At 68.6% G+C, this 17,947-nt stretch carries 17 protein-coding genes and 5 pseudogenes; 12 read left to right on the forward strand and 10 right to left on the reverse strand.

The window, feature by feature from the left end; translation table 11 throughout:
- Positions 1-35 precede the first annotated feature (35 nt).
- The 9 genes and pseudogenes from OHA19_RS40080 to OHA19_RS40120 all read left to right on the forward strand — a co-directional run bounded on the left by OHA19_RS40080 (position 36) and on the right by OHA19_RS40120 (position 7,485).
- A complete protein-coding gene (locus OHA19_RS40080; RefSeq protein ID WP_266816910.1) occupies positions 36-686 on the forward strand; it encodes an RNA polymerase sigma factor in 651 nt (216 codons plus the stop codon).
- Positions 679-1,665, forward strand: coding sequence for a CU044_5270 family protein (locus tag OHA19_RS40085; RefSeq protein ID WP_331750410.1), 987 nt, complete (start codon positions 679-681; stop codon positions 1,663-1,665). Before OHA19_RS40080 ends, OHA19_RS40085 begins: the two co-directional genes overlap by 8 nt.
- Before the next feature lie 215 nt (positions 1,666-1,880).
- Entirely contained in the window at positions 1,881-2,381 is a 501-nt protein-coding gene (locus OHA19_RS40090; protein WP_331750408.1) for a hypothetical protein, read from the forward strand.
- A 37-nt stretch (positions 2,382-2,418) separates the two neighbouring features.
- A pseudogene (locus OHA19_RS40095) lies at positions 2,419-2,598 on the forward strand (serine/threonine-protein phosphatase); the annotation flags it as partial.
- A gap of 145 nt (positions 2,599-2,743) precedes the next feature.
- Positions 2,744-4,354, forward strand: coding sequence for an ISL3 family transposase (locus tag OHA19_RS40100; RefSeq protein ID WP_331754691.1), 1,611 nt, complete (start codon positions 2,744-2,746; stop codon positions 4,352-4,354).
- Positions 4,355-5,055: 701 nt separating this feature from the next.
- Entirely contained in the window at positions 5,056-5,550 is a 495-nt protein-coding gene (locus OHA19_RS40105) for a hypothetical protein (protein WP_331750403.1), read from the forward strand.
- 53 nt (positions 5,551-5,603) lie between these two features.
- Positions 5,604-6,395 (forward strand): DsbA family protein, encoded by a 792-nt coding sequence (locus OHA19_RS40110; protein ID WP_331750402.1) that lies wholly within the window; start codon positions 5,604-5,606, stop codon positions 6,393-6,395.
- A 120-nt stretch (positions 6,396-6,515) separates the two neighbouring features.
- Positions 6,516-6,680 (forward strand): hypothetical protein, encoded by a 165-nt coding sequence (locus tag OHA19_RS40115; RefSeq protein WP_405722789.1) that lies wholly within the window; start codon positions 6,516-6,518, stop codon positions 6,678-6,680.
- Positions 6,677-7,485 (forward strand): annotated as a pseudogene (locus tag OHA19_RS40120) (cytochrome c biogenesis CcdA family protein). Before OHA19_RS40115 ends, OHA19_RS40120 begins: the two are co-directional and overlap by 4 nt.
- A gap of 200 nt (positions 7,486-7,685) precedes the next feature.
- Here the strand turns inward: OHA19_RS40120 and OHA19_RS40125 are convergent.
- The 4 genes and pseudogenes from OHA19_RS40125 to OHA19_RS40140 form a co-directional block, all read right to left on the reverse strand.
- Entirely contained in the window at positions 7,686-8,375 is a 690-nt protein-coding gene (locus OHA19_RS40125; RefSeq protein ID WP_331754177.1) for a hypothetical protein, read from the reverse strand.
- A 144-nt stretch (positions 8,376-8,519) separates the two neighbouring features.
- Positions 8,520-8,915 (reverse strand): annotated as a pseudogene (locus OHA19_RS40130) (PP2C family protein-serine/threonine phosphatase); the annotation flags it as partial.
- Positions 8,901-9,236, reverse strand: a pseudogene (locus OHA19_RS40135) (transposase domain-containing protein); the annotation flags it as partial. The pseudogenes OHA19_RS40135 and OHA19_RS40130, both read right to left, overlap by 15 nt.
- A 386-nt stretch (positions 9,237-9,622) precedes the next feature.
- Entirely contained in the window at positions 9,623-10,711 is a 1,089-nt protein-coding gene (locus OHA19_RS40140) for a GH25 family lysozyme (RefSeq protein ID WP_331750397.1), read from the reverse strand.
- A 128-nt stretch (positions 10,712-10,839) separates the two neighbouring features.
- Between OHA19_RS40140 and OHA19_RS40145 the strand changes: the two genes are divergently transcribed.
- A complete protein-coding gene (locus OHA19_RS40145; protein ID WP_388594251.1) occupies positions 10,840-11,706 on the forward strand; it encodes a peptidoglycan DD-metalloendopeptidase family protein in 867 nt (288 codons plus the stop codon).
- A gap of 158 nt (positions 11,707-11,864) precedes the next feature.
- Here OHA19_RS40145 and OHA19_RS40150 read toward each other — a convergent pair.
- A pseudogene (locus OHA19_RS40150) lies at positions 11,865-12,125 on the reverse strand (DDE-type integrase/transposase/recombinase); the annotation flags it as partial.
- Positions 12,126-12,221: 96 nt separating this feature from the next.
- Here OHA19_RS40150 and OHA19_RS40155 point away from each other — a divergent pair.
- Positions 12,222-12,407, forward strand: a complete 186-nt coding sequence (locus OHA19_RS40155; RefSeq protein ID WP_331750392.1) for a transposase family protein — start codon at positions 12,222-12,224, stop codon at positions 12,405-12,407.
- Positions 12,408-12,414: 7 nt separating this feature from the next.
- Here the strand turns inward: OHA19_RS40155 and OHA19_RS40160 are convergent, their stop codons facing one another.
- The 4 genes from OHA19_RS40160 to OHA19_RS40175 form a co-directional block, all read right to left on the reverse strand.
- A complete protein-coding gene (locus OHA19_RS40160) occupies positions 12,415-13,278 on the reverse strand; it encodes an alpha/beta hydrolase (RefSeq protein WP_331750391.1) in 864 nt (287 codons plus the stop codon).
- Between the two features lie 93 nt (positions 13,279-13,371).
- A complete protein-coding gene (locus tag OHA19_RS40165; protein WP_331750773.1) occupies positions 13,372-14,376 on the reverse strand; it encodes an NADP-dependent oxidoreductase in 1,005 nt (334 codons plus the stop codon).
- Between the two features lie 136 nt (positions 14,377-14,512).
- Positions 14,513-15,568, reverse strand: a complete 1,056-nt coding sequence (locus OHA19_RS40170) for an aldo/keto reductase (RefSeq protein ID WP_331750390.1) — start codon at positions 15,566-15,568, stop codon at positions 14,513-14,515.
- A gap of 57 nt (positions 15,569-15,625) precedes the next feature.
- Positions 15,626-16,318, reverse strand: a complete 693-nt coding sequence (locus OHA19_RS40175) for an SDR family oxidoreductase (protein WP_331750389.1) — start codon at positions 16,316-16,318, stop codon at positions 15,626-15,628.
- Positions 16,319-16,433: 115 nt separating this feature from the next.
- Here OHA19_RS40175 and OHA19_RS40180 point away from each other — a divergent pair, with 115 nt between their 5' ends.
- Positions 16,434-16,994 (forward strand): TetR family transcriptional regulator, encoded by a 561-nt coding sequence (locus OHA19_RS40180; RefSeq protein ID WP_331750387.1) that lies wholly within the window; start codon positions 16,434-16,436, stop codon positions 16,992-16,994.
- Positions 16,995-17,168: 174 nt separating this feature from the next.
- On the opposite strand, the gene OHA19_RS40185 is transcribed toward OHA19_RS40180, so the two are convergent.
- Positions 17,169-17,771 carry a helix-turn-helix domain-containing protein gene (locus OHA19_RS40185; protein WP_331750385.1) on the reverse strand — a complete coding sequence of 201 codons (603 nt, stop codon included), beginning with the start codon at positions 17,769-17,771 and terminating at the stop codon, positions 17,169-17,171.
- Positions 17,772-17,947: the final 176 nt, after the last annotated feature.

The following is a 17,947-nucleotide window of genomic DNA, read 5'->3' on the forward strand; positions in this document are numbered from 1 at the left end:
CTTCGAGGGAAAAACATGAGCCTAAGAGGCGACCGATGACCGTTTCACCGAGCGTCGGAGTCCACCGTGCCGAGGGCACGGACGAGCGGTCGGACTCCGACGCCTCGGTGATCGAACGGTCCTGGGACGAGCCCGATGCCTTCGCCGTGCTGTTCGACCGCTACGCCGACGACATCCACCGGTACGCGGCCCGGCGGCTGGGTGCCGACGTGGCGGACGATCTGATGGCGGAGACCTTCGTGATCGCCTTCCAGCGACGGCGCCGCTACGACCTGTCGAGGGCTCAGGCGCGCCCGTGGCTGTACGGGATCGTCACCAATCTCGTCGGTGAGCACCGGAGGGCCGAGGCGCGCCATCTCCGGGCGCTGGCGCGGGTCGCCGCCGGCGTCCCGGACGAGGGAGGCGGCGAGCCGATGGCCGAGCGGGTGGCCGACCGGGTCACCGCCGAGAGCGCCCGAGGTGCGCTGGCGGGCTGCATCGCCAAGCTGCCGCCCCGCTACCGGGACGTGCTGCTGGTGATCGCCTGGGGTGATCTCGACTACGTGGAGGCCGCGGAGGCCCTGGGGGTGCCGGTGGGCACCGTCCGCTCACGGCTGCACCGGGCTCGAAGGAGACTGCGCGACGCATTGGGCGGGTCCGATCCCACAGCCCTGCAAGAGTTCCAGGAGGAGCCCGATCATGGATGACCTCACCTCCGTGAAGGAGTTGGAGGCGGACACGCCTCCCCTGACCGCCAAGGCCCGTGCCGCCGCCCGCACCCGGCTGATGACCGCCATCGGCCGGGAGAGCCGCAGGGGGGGCGCTCTCGCTCTGCCCAGGCGGACGGTTTTCCGTGTCGCGGTGGCCGCGACGGTCGCCGCGGCAGCGGCGGGAACCGTACTGGTGGTCTCGGCGGACGGCGGGGACCCCCGTTCCCCGAGGATGACCACCCTCAGCGCGGCGCAGGTGCTGCACAAGGCTGCGGACAGGACGCGGTCCACTGGTGCCGGCCTGCCGATCCCGCGGAACGACCAGTACTTCTACACCAAGACCTACATCACGCGAACCCCCGTGAAGGGCGGGAAGACCAGGACGTGGACGGACGAGAGCTGGCTGTCGGTGGACGGCTCCAGGCCCTCGCGCCGGCAGGAGCACGGCAAGATCCACAACGATCCCCCGCTGGGCGAGCACGAGGTGCAGTGGCCGCCCAATGAATACGCGAAGCTGCAGAAGTGGCCGACCGACCCCGACGAGCTCCTCAGGTGGCTCGGCCGCGGGCGCGTCGAGGTCGTCGAGCCGTCCGGGGCGAAGGGGGGCAAGGCCGGCGGGCCCGCGCCCGACCCCGACAGGATGGTGTTCGTGGAGGCATGTCTGCTCATGCAGGGGCCGCGGGTCATGCCGCCCGGCCTGCAGGCCGCCGCTTTCGAGGCCCTGGCGAAACTGCCACGCATCAAGGTGGACGAGGACGAGGTCGACGCTCTGGGCCGGCACGGGGTCGGGGTGTCGTACCCCCACCTGACCTTCACCTTCGTCTTCGACCGTGAGACCTACGACTACCTGGGCATTCGTCTCAAGGGCAGCAATGCGAAGCGCGTCGACGGCGAGTGGCGGCAGGTCGACAGGTACTTCGAGATGCGCAGCAGTCAGGAGGTGGGCGTCGTCGACCGGATCGGCCAACGTCCGTAACCGCTCGAAGGGCCCGTGGTGACGGGAGGAGGGGCCGGGGGCGTGTCGGACGCCCCCTGGGCCCGGCCGTGGCCGACGAGGGAGCTGACGGCCTCCTGGGAGGGGCCGGGGGCCCCGCCCGCGGGCGCCCACCCGGCCTGCCGAGCAGTGCAGGGGAATGGCGGACGGACGGCCACGTGTTGGTTGGGGCAGGACGACCAGTCCTGGAGCACCCTGTGAGCCCTGCGAGCATCACCATCTCCGTGGCCGAGACCCTGCGGTCCTCGCTCGGCGCGGCGCCGCACTGGCTGTGGCTGGCAGGCCCTCTCCTGCTGACCTTCGCGATCCCCGTGGCCGACGCGTTCCTGCCACCGGACATCCATCTCGCGCACCTGCTGGTGGTCGCCGTGGCGGTCACCGCCATCGCCTTCGGTCCCTGGCTCACCGCGCTCGTCGGCGCGCTGGCGGTACTCGCACTCGTCGCCGCCGGAACGCTGCGGCACACCCTGACCACCGAGAGTGTCGTCGTCGAGATCGCCGCCCTCGTCGCCGTCTGCGCCTTCCTGGTCTTCTTCACCTACCTGCGGGGCCGGCGCGACCGGGAGGCTGGTGCACGTGCGCTCGGTCTCCGACGCGACGCAGCGCGTGGTGCTGCGCCCGCTCCCCGAGCACGCCGGGCCGATCTCCTTCGCCTCGGAGTACCACAGCGCCGAGGCCGACACGGGCATCGGCGGTGACCTCTACGCGGCGGCCCGCATCCCCGGTTCCACACGGGTGCTCATCGGAGACGTCCGCGGCAAGGGCCTCGCCTCGATCAGCGACACGGCGATCGTGCTGGGTGCGTTCCGTGCCGCGGCCCACCGCCCGGTCCCGCTGCCGGAGCTGGTCGCCTACATCGAGGACGCCGTCGGCTGGGGACTGGCGGAGTTCTCCGGGCTGGAGGAGGACGCCGCCGAGCGTTTCGTGACCGCCGCGGTGCTGGACATCCCGGACGATGAGCCGGTGGTCCACGTGGTGGCTTTGTCGACGTCACACGGTTCTGGCTCAGTTTCCGGGCTCTGTCGCTATTTTGGGGGTAGTTGGGCATCGATCTTGTGTGATGGGTGGGGTTCGCGTCGCGGACGTTCTGTTGCCAGGTGTCGGGGTTCAGGTCGAGGAAGTGGCACTCACGGATACGGAGGTTCGGCTGGCTGTGCGGTCGCAAGCCGCGTCGGCCGCATGTCCCGACTGCGGACGAAGATCCTCAAAAGTGCACTGCTACTACCCGCGGGCTCTGGCGGATCGTCCGGTCGCAGGCAAGCGTGTACGACTGGAACTACGGGCCCGCCGGCTCGTGTGCGGGAACGATCAATGCGACCGGCGGACGTTCGCCGAGCAGATACCGAACCCGACCCGGCGCCACGCACGCCGCACGGACGCTCTCACTGCCCAGCTCACCGACATGGCCCTGTTCCTGGGCGGCCGGGCAGGAGCACACCTCTCCGAACGCATGGCTATCGGCACCTGCAAGGACACTCTGCTCCGGCTGATCCGCGCGCTGCCGCTCCCGTCCTCGGGCCCGGTCCCGCTTCTCGGCGTCGACGAGTTCGCCGTGCGACGCGGACGGACCTACGCGACGATCCTCATCGACATGTCCACCCACCCACCGGTCGACGTGCTTGCCGATCGCGCCGCGAGCACCTTCGCGTCCTGGCTGCGAGATCATCCCGAGGTGCGGATGATCTGCCGCGACCGCGCCAGCTCCTTCCGCGACGGAGCCCAAGTGGGTGCTCCGCAGGCCCGGCAGGTGGCCGACGCCTGGCACCTGCTGCACAATTTGGCCGAAGCAGTCGAACGCGTCGTGGGCCGACACCGCGCCGTCCTGCGAGAACGCCTCACGTGCTACGACGACCGGGCCGAAGACGGCCAGACCCAGGAGAACCCAGGCCGCGCGGAGCTGGACATCCATGGACGGCCGCGGCCTCTGGTCGCCCGCACTCGTGAACGCCACCTACAGGTCCACGAACGCATCGAACGTGGCGACAGCCTTCGGGCCATCGCACGCGATCTCCACCTCAGCCGCGGCACGGTCAACCGCTTCGCACGGGCCGCCGACGTCATGGAACTCCTCTTCGCCGCTACTCACCGCCCCACGCTGATCGACGATTACCGCCTCTACTTGCACCACCGCTGGATGGAGGGCTGCACCAATGCCTCCGCTCTTACCCGGGAGATCCAGCAGCTCGGCTATCGCGGCGACGTCAACACCGTCCGCCGGCACCTGAAGCCTTACCGCAACGGCACGATCCCGCAAACCGCTCCCTTGCCCCACATGACCGTCCGTCGGGTCACCGACTGGATCATGAGACGCCCCGAGCGCCTCACAGACACCGAGCGCAAATGCCTCACCGAACTGTGCGAGCGGAGTCCTGCGCTGGCCACGACCACCACATACGCTCGCCGTCTTGCACTCATGGTGCGCGAACGACGCAGCGAACACCTGGCCCTCGATGTCTGGATCGCCGACGTCCGCCTCGACGGCCAACACGAACTCCGCACCCTGGCCAACGGCATGCGACGCGGCCACGCAGCTATCCAGGCTGCCCTCACCACCACCTACACTTCGGGAGCAGTCGACGGCAACGTCACCAGGATCAAGCTGCTGAAGAGACAGATATACGGCCGAGCCAACTTCGATCTCCTACGACGCCGCATCCTGCTCCCACCGTGATCAACCAGCTGCTACCCCCAAAATGGCGACAGAGCCCGAAAGTCGTGCCAGAACCCATTTTCATGGACAGAGCCACCCTGACGGATCTCAGCGTCGTCCAGGGGCCAGAGGGCGTCCGCGTCGACTCTGCGCGAGTAACGCGGTCGGGGTCGGTCGCCCTTGTGGGAGAAGTGCGGAACGCCCGTAGCCAGGACGCCTCGGGACCGTGAACTATCGTGGGGCTCACGCGGACGATTCGGGGATGGCACGGTATGAAGCCAGGAAGGCACGGGGCGGCTCTGCGCAGCGTCCAGGGCATCCTGGCCGCGGTCCTTGCGGTAGTCGCCATGATCTGTGTCGCCGGTCATGCTGCGCGGGGCGGATCCGGTGACGGAGTGGGCCAGCGTACGGTGAGCGCCCCCCGGACAACAGCGAACCAGCGTCTGGATCCCGTGGTCGCCCCTGATCAGTCCACTCCCCCGTGCACCAAAAAGGCCATGGTGGAACCGAGTGCGAAACGCGCCGACCACAGCGCTCCGCACCCCGGCCCCGATCATGGGGCGGCCGTCACCCCTGCACTGTCCTCACCCGGGGCGGCGCTTCCCGCCCGCACCCTCCCCACGGGGCCCGCCCCGCCTCCACCTGCTGACCTGCTCTGCGTTCTGCGGATTTAGACGACCTCTGTGTCGTGTCATGAATCCTCAGAAACGGAGTACTCGTACATGTCTTCCTCCCCGCGCTCACTGAGCCAGGCGGGTCTCGCGCTGCGTGAATGGCGGCTTCGGCAATGGGCTACGGCTGGTGCCGGTGCGCTGCTGACCGCTTTGGCCGTCGGTACGCCGACGGACGTGGTCCCCAACCCGTTCTTCTCCCGGTCGGTTCCTGTGCAGTGGTGGAACTATCCGGCACTCGCCGGCACGGCCGCTCTGGCTGGACTTGTTCTGGCCACCTACGTGCGCGCCCCCTCCGCCCTTGCGGCACCGAACCCGTCCGGCCCTCGACGTCTCGGGTGGCTCGGCGGATTCCTGTCGTTCATGGCGGTCGGCTGTCCAGTCTGCAATAAGGCTGTGCTGCTCCTCCTCGGAACCTCCGGAGCCCTCAGCTACTGGGCGCCACTGCAGCCGATGGTGGCCATCGCCTCCGTAGTGCTCCTCGCCGAAGCCGCCCTGCGCCGCCTGTCGGTCCAGTCGGCATGCCCGACGTCAACCTCTGTCTGACGCTCGCCCCCTCCTTCTTTCTTTCCCATCCTCCGCATCAGGAGAGGTATGTCATGACGTCCACCAGCGCTCCAACCTCACTCCGCCGCAACCGTAAGCGGACCATCCTGGCCTCAGGTGTTCTCGTGGCCGCCTTGGCCACCGCCGCCTTCGCGCTCACTCTTGACGGCTCCGACACCGCTACGACCAAGCCCGCCGCGCAGCCCCCCGCAGTGGTGACCGAGCCCGGCGAGTCCGCGCCGGCCGACGACAGCCTTCTCGCACTGGCACGCCGGGAGAAGACCGACCCGCTCGCGGTCGGCCGGGCAGACGCTCCCGTCGTGATGATCGAGTACACCGACTTCCAATGCCCGTTCTGCGGGCAGTGCGCCCGCAGAACAGAACCGGACCTCGTCCGCTCGTACGTCGACAAGGGCATGCTGCGCATCGAATGGCGCAACTTCCCCGTCTTCGGAGACGAATCGACGCAGGCCGCCCAGGCTGGATGGGCGGCAGGTCAGCAGAACAAATTCTGGGACTTCCACAAGGTCGCCTACAGCAAGCAGCGCGAACGCAACGCGGGAGCGTTCAGCGAGAAGAATCTGCTCGACATGGCCAGCCAGGCGGGCATCGAAGACATCAAGCGGTTCAAGAAGGACATGGCATCGGCCGAAGCCCGCCAAGCCGTCCAGCGCGACCAGGAGGAAGGCTACGGGTTGGGAGTCACCAGCACCCCAGCCTTCCTGGTCAACGGCATGCCCATCCTCGGCGCGCAGCTGGCTTCGTACACGACAGTGAGCAGCGTTTTGACAGCAGTTCGGGAGGCGCTGCGGAGGCTGGCCCGCGTCGAATGTTCACGGCTTTGAGCAGCAGTTCGGGGGCGTAGGTGAGGTCGGCCGTCTGCCGCTTCCAGAGGGGCTGGGCAAAAACGCTGGCTACGGGGCAGGTGGTCCGTCGTGGCGGCACCGTTGCCGGGTGCCAGACCCGTGATCCGTGTTGCTGCTCAAAGCCGTGAACATCGGTATCGCCGCCGCGCAGGTGCCTCCCGCAACGGTGAACAACTGCTGACGCGAGTCGTGAACAAAGCCACGCAGCCGACCGACACGTTCAAGGACGCCATCGACGCGGCAGCGAAAGCAGCCAGCCGATGAGTGAAGTGGGACTGCTAGCCGCATTCCCGGGCGGACTCCTTGCCCTGCTCGGACCGTGCAGCGCCCTGCTGCTGCCCGCCTTCTTCGCCTACTCCTTCAGCAGCCGCACCAAACTGTTCGCACGGACGGCCCTGTTCTACGCGGGGTTGTGTACGACACTGGTCCCGCTGGGCGTAGCCGGGTCCTTCGCCAGCCGCCTCTTCTACGGTCACCGCGATGCTCTGGTCAGCGCAGGCGGCTGGCTGGTCATCGCACTCGGCGCCGCGCAGATCCTCGGGCTGGGGTTCGGCTCCCGCACAATGCAGCAGGCAGCCGGCAACCGCCGTTCGGAATCAGCGCTCTCGGTGGTCGCCCTGAGCGCGGTGTACGGGCTGGCGGGCTGCACGGCGGGCTCCTGCTCGCGGTCTACGCACTCGGTATGGCGCTGCCGATGTTCGTGCTCGCCCTGCTGTGGGACCGATTCGACCTCGGCAGGGAGCGATGGCTGCGGGGAAGAACCGTCACACCGGGCCGTCTGTCGCTGCACAGCACGTCGCTGGTGGGAGGGACGCTGTTCATCGCCCTCGGCGTCGCTTTCCTCCTGTTTGACGGGACTTCAGCCCTGCCGTCACTGATGAGTGTCGGCACCGAATTCGCAGTGGAGGAGCGCTTGTCGGACATCGGCGCCGCTGTCTCCGACCGGGTGGTGCTCCTGGTTCTTGCGGGTGTCGCTGGACTGGCAGCTGCCATCCTCCTGCTCCCCAGCCGCGCACACTGTGAGCGCAAAGCCGGTGAGCTGGTTTCCGGCCGCACCAAGACGGACTAGGAAACCCCTGCTCGCCTGCGTGCGGCCGGTCCCCAAGTGGCTGACTGGGACCGGCCTCACATGGCGGTAAGTCGGGGCGTCCCCACACAGTCGTGACCGAGGCCAGATGGCCCAAGTCCTCCTGGTCACGAGAGGCGTGGACAACCCTGGTGCCGAATCCGGTGACCTGCAACGTCGAGATAGAGCGGTCTCAGTTGGGTTTACTCAACGGGCTCGAAGCCCAGCCCGTACCCCTGGGCGCCCATCTTGAGCCGCAGGGTCGCGTAACCCGGCTCACCCTGGTTGGCGAACTTGGTCCAGTACTGACAAGTGAAGCCCGTGTCCTTGCCCAGGGGGACCGCCTTCGCGGCGGGCATCTCCTCGCACGCCAGCTTGCTGGCGTCGGTGCGACCGGACTCGGAACCGTAGCTCTCGTTCAGCGAGTCGTAGACCGCCTTCGCCACCAGCAGGCCCTTCTTGGGTGTGGTGTCGAAGAAAATGAGTGAGCTGCCCTTCTTGGCCGAATCGCTGATCTTCACCTCGTAAGGAATCTCGGCCCCCTCGTACGTGGCGACGCACTGGCTGACCGCGCCGGCCTTCTCGTCCACACCGTCGGGGCACTTGGCACTGGTCTCACCGGGTACCCGGGCAGAGCGGAGCACTGCCTGGCGCAGGTTGTGTTCCACCTTCTCAACGAAGGGCGCATTCATCGCGGGGAGCGGGGTGATCTTGAGCTTCTCGCCCGTTTCGCGCTGGGGGACTACGTCCTTCTGGGGGCCGTCGATGGCGACCGGCAGAGCCTTCTGGGCAGCGCCACCGGCGCCGTCCTCGGCATCGGCATCGGAAGAGCCGCAACCTGTGGCGAGTAGACCAGCCGCGACCAGGACGACAACAATCTTGGAGTTCTGCATAAGGAGAAGGTAAGTGCTGCCACTGACAGCGCGTAGGCGGGGCATGCGCAACGGCTGCGCCCGATCGCCGTGCGCGGCGGCGACCAGGGGTGGGCATCGACGAACCCGCAGGAAGCACCCCCCTGCGGGTCAGTACAGGGATGATCAGGCCCGGGACAGGGCGATCATGGCGGCGTCGTTGTCCAGGTGTCCGCCGACGTGGTGTAGCAGGTCGCGCCGGAAGCGGCGGAGGAAGGCGTCGGGGGCGTTGTCGGTCCAGCCGGTGATGCGCTCGGTGAGCGGGTATAAGGCGCCGGTGGAGTCGCGGGCCTCGGTGACGCCGTCCGTGTACAGCAGCAGGAGGTCTCCCGGCTCGAACAGGAAGCTGTCGACGTGGTAGCGCGCACGCGCCAGTTTGCCCAGGCCCGGCGGAGGCGCGGGCTGAAGGGCATCCATCGTCGTCGGACGGCCGTTGCGCAGGATGACCGGCGGCGGGTGCCCGCGGGCGATCATTTCGACCCGGCCGTCCCGGTCGAGGATGTCCAGGATGGTGGCGGTCAGTGCCCGAACCGGTGCGGCTCCAAGCCGACGGCGCAGATCACGCAGGGCCTTCGGCGTCGGACCGGCCACCGAAACCCCGTCCAGGCCCGCCGCCAGCTTGTCCCAGACCAACCGGTATCCGACCTCGGGGAACAAGCACATCGCGAGCAGGAAGTACACCCCGACCCGCGACGGGAGATCACGCAGTCGCCGCTGTATCGACCGCGTCTCCTCCAGAACCGCGTCGACCAGCTCAAACGGCACGACGGCTGTCAGCTCGCCCAGATGCCCCGGCGCGAACCGGCCCGCCGCCACGGTGACCCTACGGGTGATGGCCACCACTGGGGCCGAAAGGACATGATGAAACGGCAACGGACCTCCTCGGGAACAAGCTGTCTTGGACGACTGCCTGTACCAACGAGCTCCGTTGCTCCACGCCGAGAATCCCTCAACAGGCTTGCGTGACCAGCGAAAACGCTAACTACCCGGCCTTGGGCCAGGGCCCGACCACCGAGCCGAGATGACCATCCGCTTCGCGATCTGGGACCAGATCACCGGTGCTGCCGGCCGGCCCACCACGGCCTGACCACAGACCCGGACCGCGGGCCCCACCAGGCCACGACGCACCGTCAGGCACCTGCAACCCAACAACGTGACAGCACCTCCCCGGCCCGTTTAGTTTCGGGCCGGGGATTTTCTTTGCTGTCGGTACCGTCGGCCCCCTGGTTTCAGTCCCAGCGGTCCTGGTTGATGAAGCGGCTGAAGCCCCGCCAGGAATTGGGTCCCATCGCGCCGTCGATGGGACCGGTGTAGCCGTGTACGGCGGCCAGTCGTTGGACCGCGGCCCAGGTGTTCGGTCCGGGTACGCCGTCCACGGGCCCGGTGTAGCCCCAGTCACGCATGTTCCGCTGGAGCGCGGCGTAGGTGTTGGGGCCCGGGATCCCGTCGATCGGGCCGGTGTAACCGGACTCGATCCGCAGCCAGTTCTGTGTCCGCTGCCACATCACGGGACCGGGAACACCGTCCTGCTCCGTCGACGTCTTCGGCAAGGGGTCGTCCCCGGGCAGGGGCGGGTCGGTCGGCTCGGTCGGGTCGAATGCCCAGGGGCGGGCGAGGTCGAGATCGACGGGAGAGATGCCGCCGACGGAGCCCCCGGAAGCGTACTGGTGGACGGCCCAGTCGGGGTAGCGGCCACCGAGGTCGGGCGGGCCGGGCCAGGTGCCGTCGTTGGCGCCCCAGGATGCCGCCCAGAGGTGGGCGCCGGCGGCGACGGTACGGCTCCAGGTGCCGGAGCGCAGCGCGCTCGTACTGATGTAGAACCAGGGCACGTACGTGCCGACCCGTTCCCGCACCCGGTTGAACCAGGCGGACACGTCCGTGTCGTCCCACAGGCGGGTGGAGTCGTCGAGTACCTCGACGTCCAGCGCGAGCACGTCGCCGGCGCGGTAGTCGTGCAGATGGTCCACGAAGTAGTCGGCGGCGGCGGTGGGGGCGAGGAAGTCTCCCGACAGCCAGTAGTGACCCACCCGCAGGCCAGCGGCGCGGGCCCCGTCGACATGACCGGGATAGGAGGACGAGGTGTAGGGGCCCTCGGCGAGCTGGCACCCCCCGGCTTTGGCGATGACGAAATGCAGGCCCTCGGCGGCGGCGCGGGCGTAGTCGATGCCGGCCTGGTAGTTCGAGACGTCAACGCCCCGCAGTTCGTCGGCCTCGGCGGGGGCCGGCCCGGGGGTGGCCACGGCGCTGGTGGCCGTGATGATTCCGACCGGGGTCAGGGCTGTCGCCACGGCTCCGCGGATCAGGGTTCTCCTGCGCATGTCTCCTCCGGTGGGGGCGGGGTTTCGCGACAGTGGAATGTCATGCTCGTATCAAAATCTATGCGCGTAGGCTACCGTGAGCCGCGCGGCATGGCAGGTCAAGTCACAGTATTTACAAGGGAGTTGCTGTGTGCGAGAACCATGAGGCCGACGACGGACGGAAGAACCGGTCACGGACCGGAATGAGCCGGCGCACGCTGCTGCGCGGCTCGGTCAGCACGTTCGGTCTGGCCGCCGGCGGCGTGCTGTTCTCGGCGGGCACCGCTCGGGCTCTGGACATCTACAACCCGTTCAGCGCCTACCAGATCACCGGCAGCTGGCAGGAGCACCTCGACCGCGGTTCCCTGGGTGGAATCGACTACGGGATGGGTGTCGGCACCGCCCTGCCGGCCGCGGGAGCCGGCGTAGTCATCAACATCCCGTACAACGGCACCGGCGGTCACACGGTGACCATCACCCACAGCGACGGGTACCGGACGCAGTACATGCATCTGTCGGAGTTCCTGCTGCCCGACGGCACCTCGGTCGGCAAGGGGGACATCGTCGGGCGCTCCGGCGGTGCGGCCGGTGCCCCGGGTTCCGGAAGTTCCACCGGGCCGCATGTGCACTGGCATCTGATCACCCCGGGTGGTACCCGGGTCAACCCGCTGAACTACCTGGGCGGTGGCGGTGGGTTGCCGAAGACGTCGACGGAGCAGGACGGTGTTCCCGGTCCCGTGATGTGGCAGCGGACACAGAACTGGCTGCGGATCGAGTCCGGTTACACCGGCCCGATCGACGGGATCCCGGGCCCCAACACCTACGCCGCGCTCCAGCGGAACATGCGTGACTGGGGCTACACCGGGCCCGTGGACGGCGTACCCGGACCGAACACCTGGGCCGCGGTCCAACGACTGGCCGCCGTACACGGCTACACCGGTCCCATCGACGGCGCGATGGGACCCAATTCCTGGCGGGGCTTCAGCCGCTTCATCAACCAGGACCGCTGGGACTGAAACCAGGACCACCGGGACCAGGACCGGAAACGCCGCCATGCGCCCGCCGGCGCCGACCGCGATACCGGCGGCGCGGACGGGGGGACGCGGCCACACGCCCGCCGATGAGCGGACTGAACCGCCGACTTATCGCGGGATCCGGTACGAAGAGACTGACAGTCGTAGGCGTCACCGACCGAGCCGATTGAAGCCGCGATGCCCACGGCGTCCAGATGCTCGGCAAGCCGGAAACTCGTATATTGCGACCCGGCGTCCGAGTGATGTATCAACTCGCCTGCCGTGTGGGGGAATCCGTCCCGGTCGCGCTGCCACAGAGCCATCTCCAGGGCGTCCAGTACGAGCCTGGTCTCCTTCGATGTGGCGGCGGACCAGCCAACGATCCGGCGGGAGAAGGTGTCCACGACGAAGGCGACGTAGAGGCGCGCTGTGAGTCTGCACGCCACCAACGGCGCGAGGGAGCCCGCCAGCGTCAGGCAGGAGCCGGGCCGTAGCACGAATTCGTCTTCACCGACCGGTTGCTGGCCACACTCGTACATCTGCGGGATGGCCTTACTCACGAGGCCCTCGGGGTGCTCTACGAGGTGGGGTCCTCCACGATCGGCCGGGCCCTCGCCGAGATCCGCCCGCTGCTCGCCGAGCGGGGGTTCGCCGTTCCCGACCGTCCGGTGTGGATGCGGGGCAGGGGCCCTGGACCTGTCTGAGGTCTGGCTACGGTTCGAGAAATTCAAGTGCTCGCGGGACGAATACGTCGTGGTGCTGGAAGATCCCGCCGTGTCCGGCGTCGCGGTAGAGGGGTTCGAGTTCGCCCTGGGGCAGCCGGGCCGCCAGGTCGAGTGTATTGACGCTCGGGACCATTCGATCGCTCTCGCCGTTGGCCACCAGGACCGGTTGGTGGATGCGCGACAGGTCGGCCGGTGCCTGGAGGCCCCAGTGGTGGATGGCCTTCAGCTGGGCACGGAATGATGAGAGCGAGATGGCCCTGTCGCGGTCGTCTGTGCGCTCCTTCAGCCGGTCCAGGAAGGTGTGGGCCGCCCGGCGGCCGCCCGCGGTGTCGGTGAAGAAGAGGTACTGCTTCGGGTCCTTGCGGGTCAGGACGGCCTTGAGGGTGTCCTTGATGGTGAGGACGGTGACCTTGTCGATGCCGGGGCCTCCGGCGGGGCCCGTGCCCGCGAGGATGAGCTTGCGTACGAGGTCGGGTTCCTCTGCCGCGATGACCTGGGCGATGAAGCCGCCCATCGACAGGCCGAGCAGGTCGACCCGGTCGTACCCGAGGGCCCGGATGAACAGCACGGTGTCGCGGGCCATCGCCTCGATGGTGTCGGGTGTGGAGCCGCCGGACGCGCCGACGCCGCGGTTGTCGAAGGTGATCACCGGGCGTCGGGCGGCGAGTCCGTCGACGACGCGCGGATCCCAGTTGTCCAGGACTGCGGCCAGGTGGTTGAGGAGGATCAGTGGTACGCCGTCATCCGGGCCGAGCTGCCGGTAGGCGAAGGCCACGCCACGCACGGACACGGAGCGGTTCGGCGTGTTCTTGTACGACATCGGGGCGGGGGAACTGGACGGTGCGCTCATGGCCGGGTCCTGGGGTGGTGTGGCGGGGGGAGTGAGGTGTGCAGGGTCTTCTCGTTGTCGGAGGTGACTGGTGCCTGGGACTCGTGCCCGCCCTCACGTCATCGTGACGACGACTTTGCCGGCCTTTGCCCGTCCCTTTTCGACGTACTCCATGGCCTGAAGGGTTTCCTCGAACGGGAAGACGCGGTCGACGACGGGGCGGATCTTCCCGGCGTCGATGAGGGGGCTGAGTTCGCGCAGTTGGTCGCCACTGGCCTTCATGAACAGGAACGAGTACGTCACGCCGTGGCGCTTCGCGCTGCGCCGGGTCTTGAAGCTGAGGGCGGTCATGGCCAGGCGGAGCATCGGGTTCACGCCGAGTTCACGGGCGAAAGCCGGGTCGGGCGGGCCCGCGACGCTGATGGCCATGCCGCCGGGCTTGAGCACGCGCAGGGACTTGGCGAGGTTCTCGCCGCCGAGGCTGTCGAGGACGACGTCGTAGCCGTCGAGGACCTCTTCGAAGTCCTGTGTGCGGTAATCGACGACGACGTCCGCGCCGAGGTCCTTGGCCAGGTCGACCTTGGCGGTGCTCACGGTGGTGGCCACGTGCGCGCCCAGCGCCTTGGCCAGCTGGACGGCGGTGGAGCCGAGGCCGCCGGCGCCCGCGTGGATGAGGACCTTCTGACCCGGCTGCACATGTGCCCGCTCGACCAGTGCCTGCCATGCGGTCAGGGCGACCAGGGGGAGGGAGGCGGCCTCGGCCATGGTGAGCGTGGCGGGTTTGGGTGCCAGGTCGTCCTGGTGAACGGCGATGAGTTCGGCGAAGGTGCCGATGCGGTCCTTGTCGGGCCGGGCGTAGACCTCGTCGCCCACCGCGAACCGGGTGACGGACGGGCCGACCCGAACGACCGTCCCGGCGAGGTCGTTGCCCAGAACGAGCGGGAGACGATAAGGCATGAACGCCTTGAAGTCCCCGTTGCGGATCCTGAGGTCCAGCGGGTTGACGCCCGCCGCGTGGATCTTGACCAGGACGTCGTCGGCACCCACCTGCGGGTCGGGTTTCTCGGCGGCGCGCATCCCGGCTGGGCCGCCGTACTTCTCGACCATGAAAGCCCTCATCGTCGTCTCCATTCCGTTTCCCGTCCGTGAAAGGGCGGGGTCTCCGCTCGCCCCGGGCTTCTCCCAGTACGAACTAGTTTGTGTTGTTCTTCTGGCTGCGGCGCGGGCGCACCGCGTCCTCAGCCGCGTTCACCCATCAGGCCACCGGCACGACCGGGGCGATGAGTCGGTCGACGGCGCCTCCCTGGAGGCGGTCCAGGGAGGCGGCGATCCCTTCGTGGGGCGCGCCGAGCGGCACAGCGCTGACATCGGTCAGGCGGGTGTACTGCTCGTCGGTCAGCTGGACGTCGAGGGCGCCGAGGTAGCTGTCGAGCTGAGAGAGGTTGCGTGGGCCGATGATCGGGACGAGCGTGGCCACGGAGCGTGCCGCGCGCTCGCGCACCCAGGCCACCGCCACCTGGGCGGGCGTCACGCCGGTCTCCTCGGCGATAGCCAGGACAGTGTCGACGACGGCGGTCTTCTGGTCGGTGTTCTCGGTGTGGATGACCGCACCCAGGTCGCTCAGGCGCCCCTCGGCGGAGCTGCGGTACTTGCCGGTGAGCAGTCCGCCGCCGAGCGGGGACCACAGGGCGGCGCCGAGCCCGAGGCTCTCGGCCATGGGCAGGAGCTCGCGGTCGGCGGTGCGTTCGACGAGGCTGTACTCGTGCTGGATGCCCACGATCGGGGCCCAGTTCTTCAGGTCGGCGAGGGTTACCGCGCGCGAGGCGCGCCAGGCGGGGAAGTTGGACAGCGCGGCGTGGTGGATCTTGCCGGTGCTCACCAGGTCGTCGAGTCCGCGCAGGAGTTCCTCCATCGGCGTGAGCTCGTCGGGGAAGTGCACCCACAGCAGGTCGATGTAGTCGGTGCTCAGGCGCTTCAGGCTGGCCTCGACCGAGGCGACCATGTTCTTGCGGCTGTTGCCGGTCTTGGAGATGTCCGGCTGCGGGGCGGCGCCGAGGGTGAACTTCGTGGCCAGGACGAAGTGGTCGCGGTCGGCGGAGATCAGCTTTCCGGTCAGTTCCTCCGACTCGCCGAACTGGTAGCCGTCGGCGCTGTCGAGGAAGGTGCCGCCGGCCTCGGCGAACCGGTCGAAGATCCGGCGGGCTTCGTCGGGCTCGGCGCCGGCACCCCAGCCCGTGCCGAAGTTCGCGGTGCCGAGCGCGTACTCGGAGACACGCAGTCCGGTCCGGTGTCCGAAGGTCGTGTAACGCATGAGATGTCCTTGCATGAGGGGTGGGAAGGCGGCCGCGCCGGGGTGGAGGGGTGAGCGTCAGCCCGCGTTCGGCTGGGGTGCCGCGGACAGGCTCTGCTTGACGTACCGGCTGGTCTCGTCGGCGAGGATCTCGGGCAGGCCGGTCTCGATGCCGGACAGGGCCTGGGCCGCGACGTCGGCGGCGGCGACCTTCTGATCGGCGGGCACGCCGGCGGCCATGTCGGTGTCCATGTAGCCGACGTGCAGCGCCGAGACGGTGATCCCGCGCGGTGCCAGCTCCTCACGGGTCGCGTCGCTCAGCGCCCAAGCGGCGGCCTTGGAGGCGGCGTAGGAGCCGAGGCCGGCCGGGTGGAACCAGGACAGGGCGGACAGGACGTTGAGTACGGCGCCGCCGCCGTTGCCCTCTATGACGGGGGCGAAGGCGCGGGTCGCGGCGAGCGGGCCGAAGAAGTTGGTCTCCATCTCCCGGCGCACCTCAGCCAGGTCGCCTCCGATCAGCGTCGCGCCGGTGGAGATGCCCGCGTTGTTGATCAGCAGTGTCGCGTCGGACGCCACGCGGGCGGCCTCCTGTATCGACGCCTCGTCCGTGACGTCCAACCGCAGCGGGATGACGCCCGGCACGTCGACCGTCTCGGGGCGTCGGGCCGCGCCGTACACCTTCGCGCCGCGCCCGACGAGCTGAGTGGCCAGGTGCCGCCCGAGCCCTCGGTTGGCGCCGGTGACGACCGCGACCGTGTTCTTCAGTTCCATGCTCGCTCCTGGTCCTGGCGGGCGCCGTCGGCCACCCGCAACGGATTAGATTATGCAGTCAATCTAAACACGGGTCTATGATAGATGCCAGTCGACATCCAAACGGGAGGTGGTCATGGGCCGCGTATCGCAGGCACAGGCGGAGGAAAATCGCAGGCGGGTGGTGGACACCGCATCCCGGCTGTTCCGGGAGCAGGGCACGCAGGTCAGCGTCGCCGACCTGATGAAGGCGGCCGGCCTGACCCACGGCGCCTTCTACAAGCAGTTCGCCTCCAAAGAGGCGCTCGTCGACGAGGCCACCGCCCACGCCTTCGCCGAGCTCGCCCAGCGCCACAGCGCCGGGCTCGAGCGGTACGACGGGCAGCGCGGCGCCGCCCAGCAGGCCCTGATCGACACCTACCTCTCCGTCGAGCACCGCGACGACCCGGCGGACGGCTGTCCGGTCGCCGCGCTCGCCACCGACATCGCACGCGAAGGCGGGGGGCGCGAGGCCCGTCGCGTCTACACCGAAGGGGCGGCCGACTTCGCCGACTTCCTCGCCACCGACGACCAGGACGGCATCGCCCGCCTCTGCACCCTTTTCGGTGCGCTGGTCCTGTCCCGGGCCACGAAGGGCTCCCCGCTCTCCGGGGAGATCCTCGCCGCCGCACACGCAGCCTTGACGGAAACCGGCTGATCAAAGGCGCGGTGCGGGTGCACGTCGACCGCACTCGTGGGCGACGAGGCGTCCGCGGCCAGGCGGAGGCGGTGGGAGAAGGCCGCCGGCGCCTGGCGCACCGGCTTCACAGTGCGCCAGTCATCGGTCAGTTCCGGGCCGCATGCCCGTGAAGTGGAAATTGCGCAGCAGACGTCAACGTGTCAACAGGACTGCGATCTGCTCCCGGATGTCACGCACGATCTCGTCGACGCTCGCGGCGACGTTCACGCTTGCCGCCATCGTGAGGAACATGACGGCGGACACGACGCGCGCCGTCGTCGCCGCGTCCCTCTCGCTGACCTGTGCGTCCCGGCATAGCACGGCGGCCACGGCCTCCTCGGTCTGCCCGGTGATGGCGAGGGCCTCGCGGTGGTGGGGCTCGGCGGGGTCGCCGAAGACCATCTCGCGCAGGTAGACGCGCCCGTTGTCGACCTGGGTCCGGTTGCATCCGACGATCGGCCGGACGATCGCCATCACGGCGTCCAGGGCGTCCGGGATGTTCTCGGCGTCCACCCGGCCTCGTTCGAGGGCTTCGGCGTAGAGGGAGTTCTGGACGAGCAGGAGGAGCTCACCCTTGGTCTTGGCGTAGAGGAAGAGCGTGCCGGTGCCGATGTCGGCCTTGTCGGCGATCTGCTGGGTGGTGACCTCGTCGATGCCGCGTTCGGCGAACAACTCATGGGCTGCGGCGGTGATGCGGTCGAGCTTGAGCTGCTTGTTCCGCTCGCGCCGACCGGCCGGCTGGGAAGCGCGTGGCATGCGGGACACCTTTCGAGGAATTTATTCTGACTGTACTCAGTTATGAGTGCAGTCGTTACTGATGAGAATCAGAGGCGGCTTCCGTCATCGTCCCACGACGACGCCCGCCCGGTCCCCCTTGATCCACAGCGGACACCGGCGACCGATCCACGCCCGACATTAAGGACCACGCACCC

This window comes from Streptomyces sp. NBC_00012 (assembly GCF_045040875.1).
GTDB lineage: Bacteria > Actinomycetota > Actinomycetes > Streptomycetales > Streptomycetaceae > Streptomyces.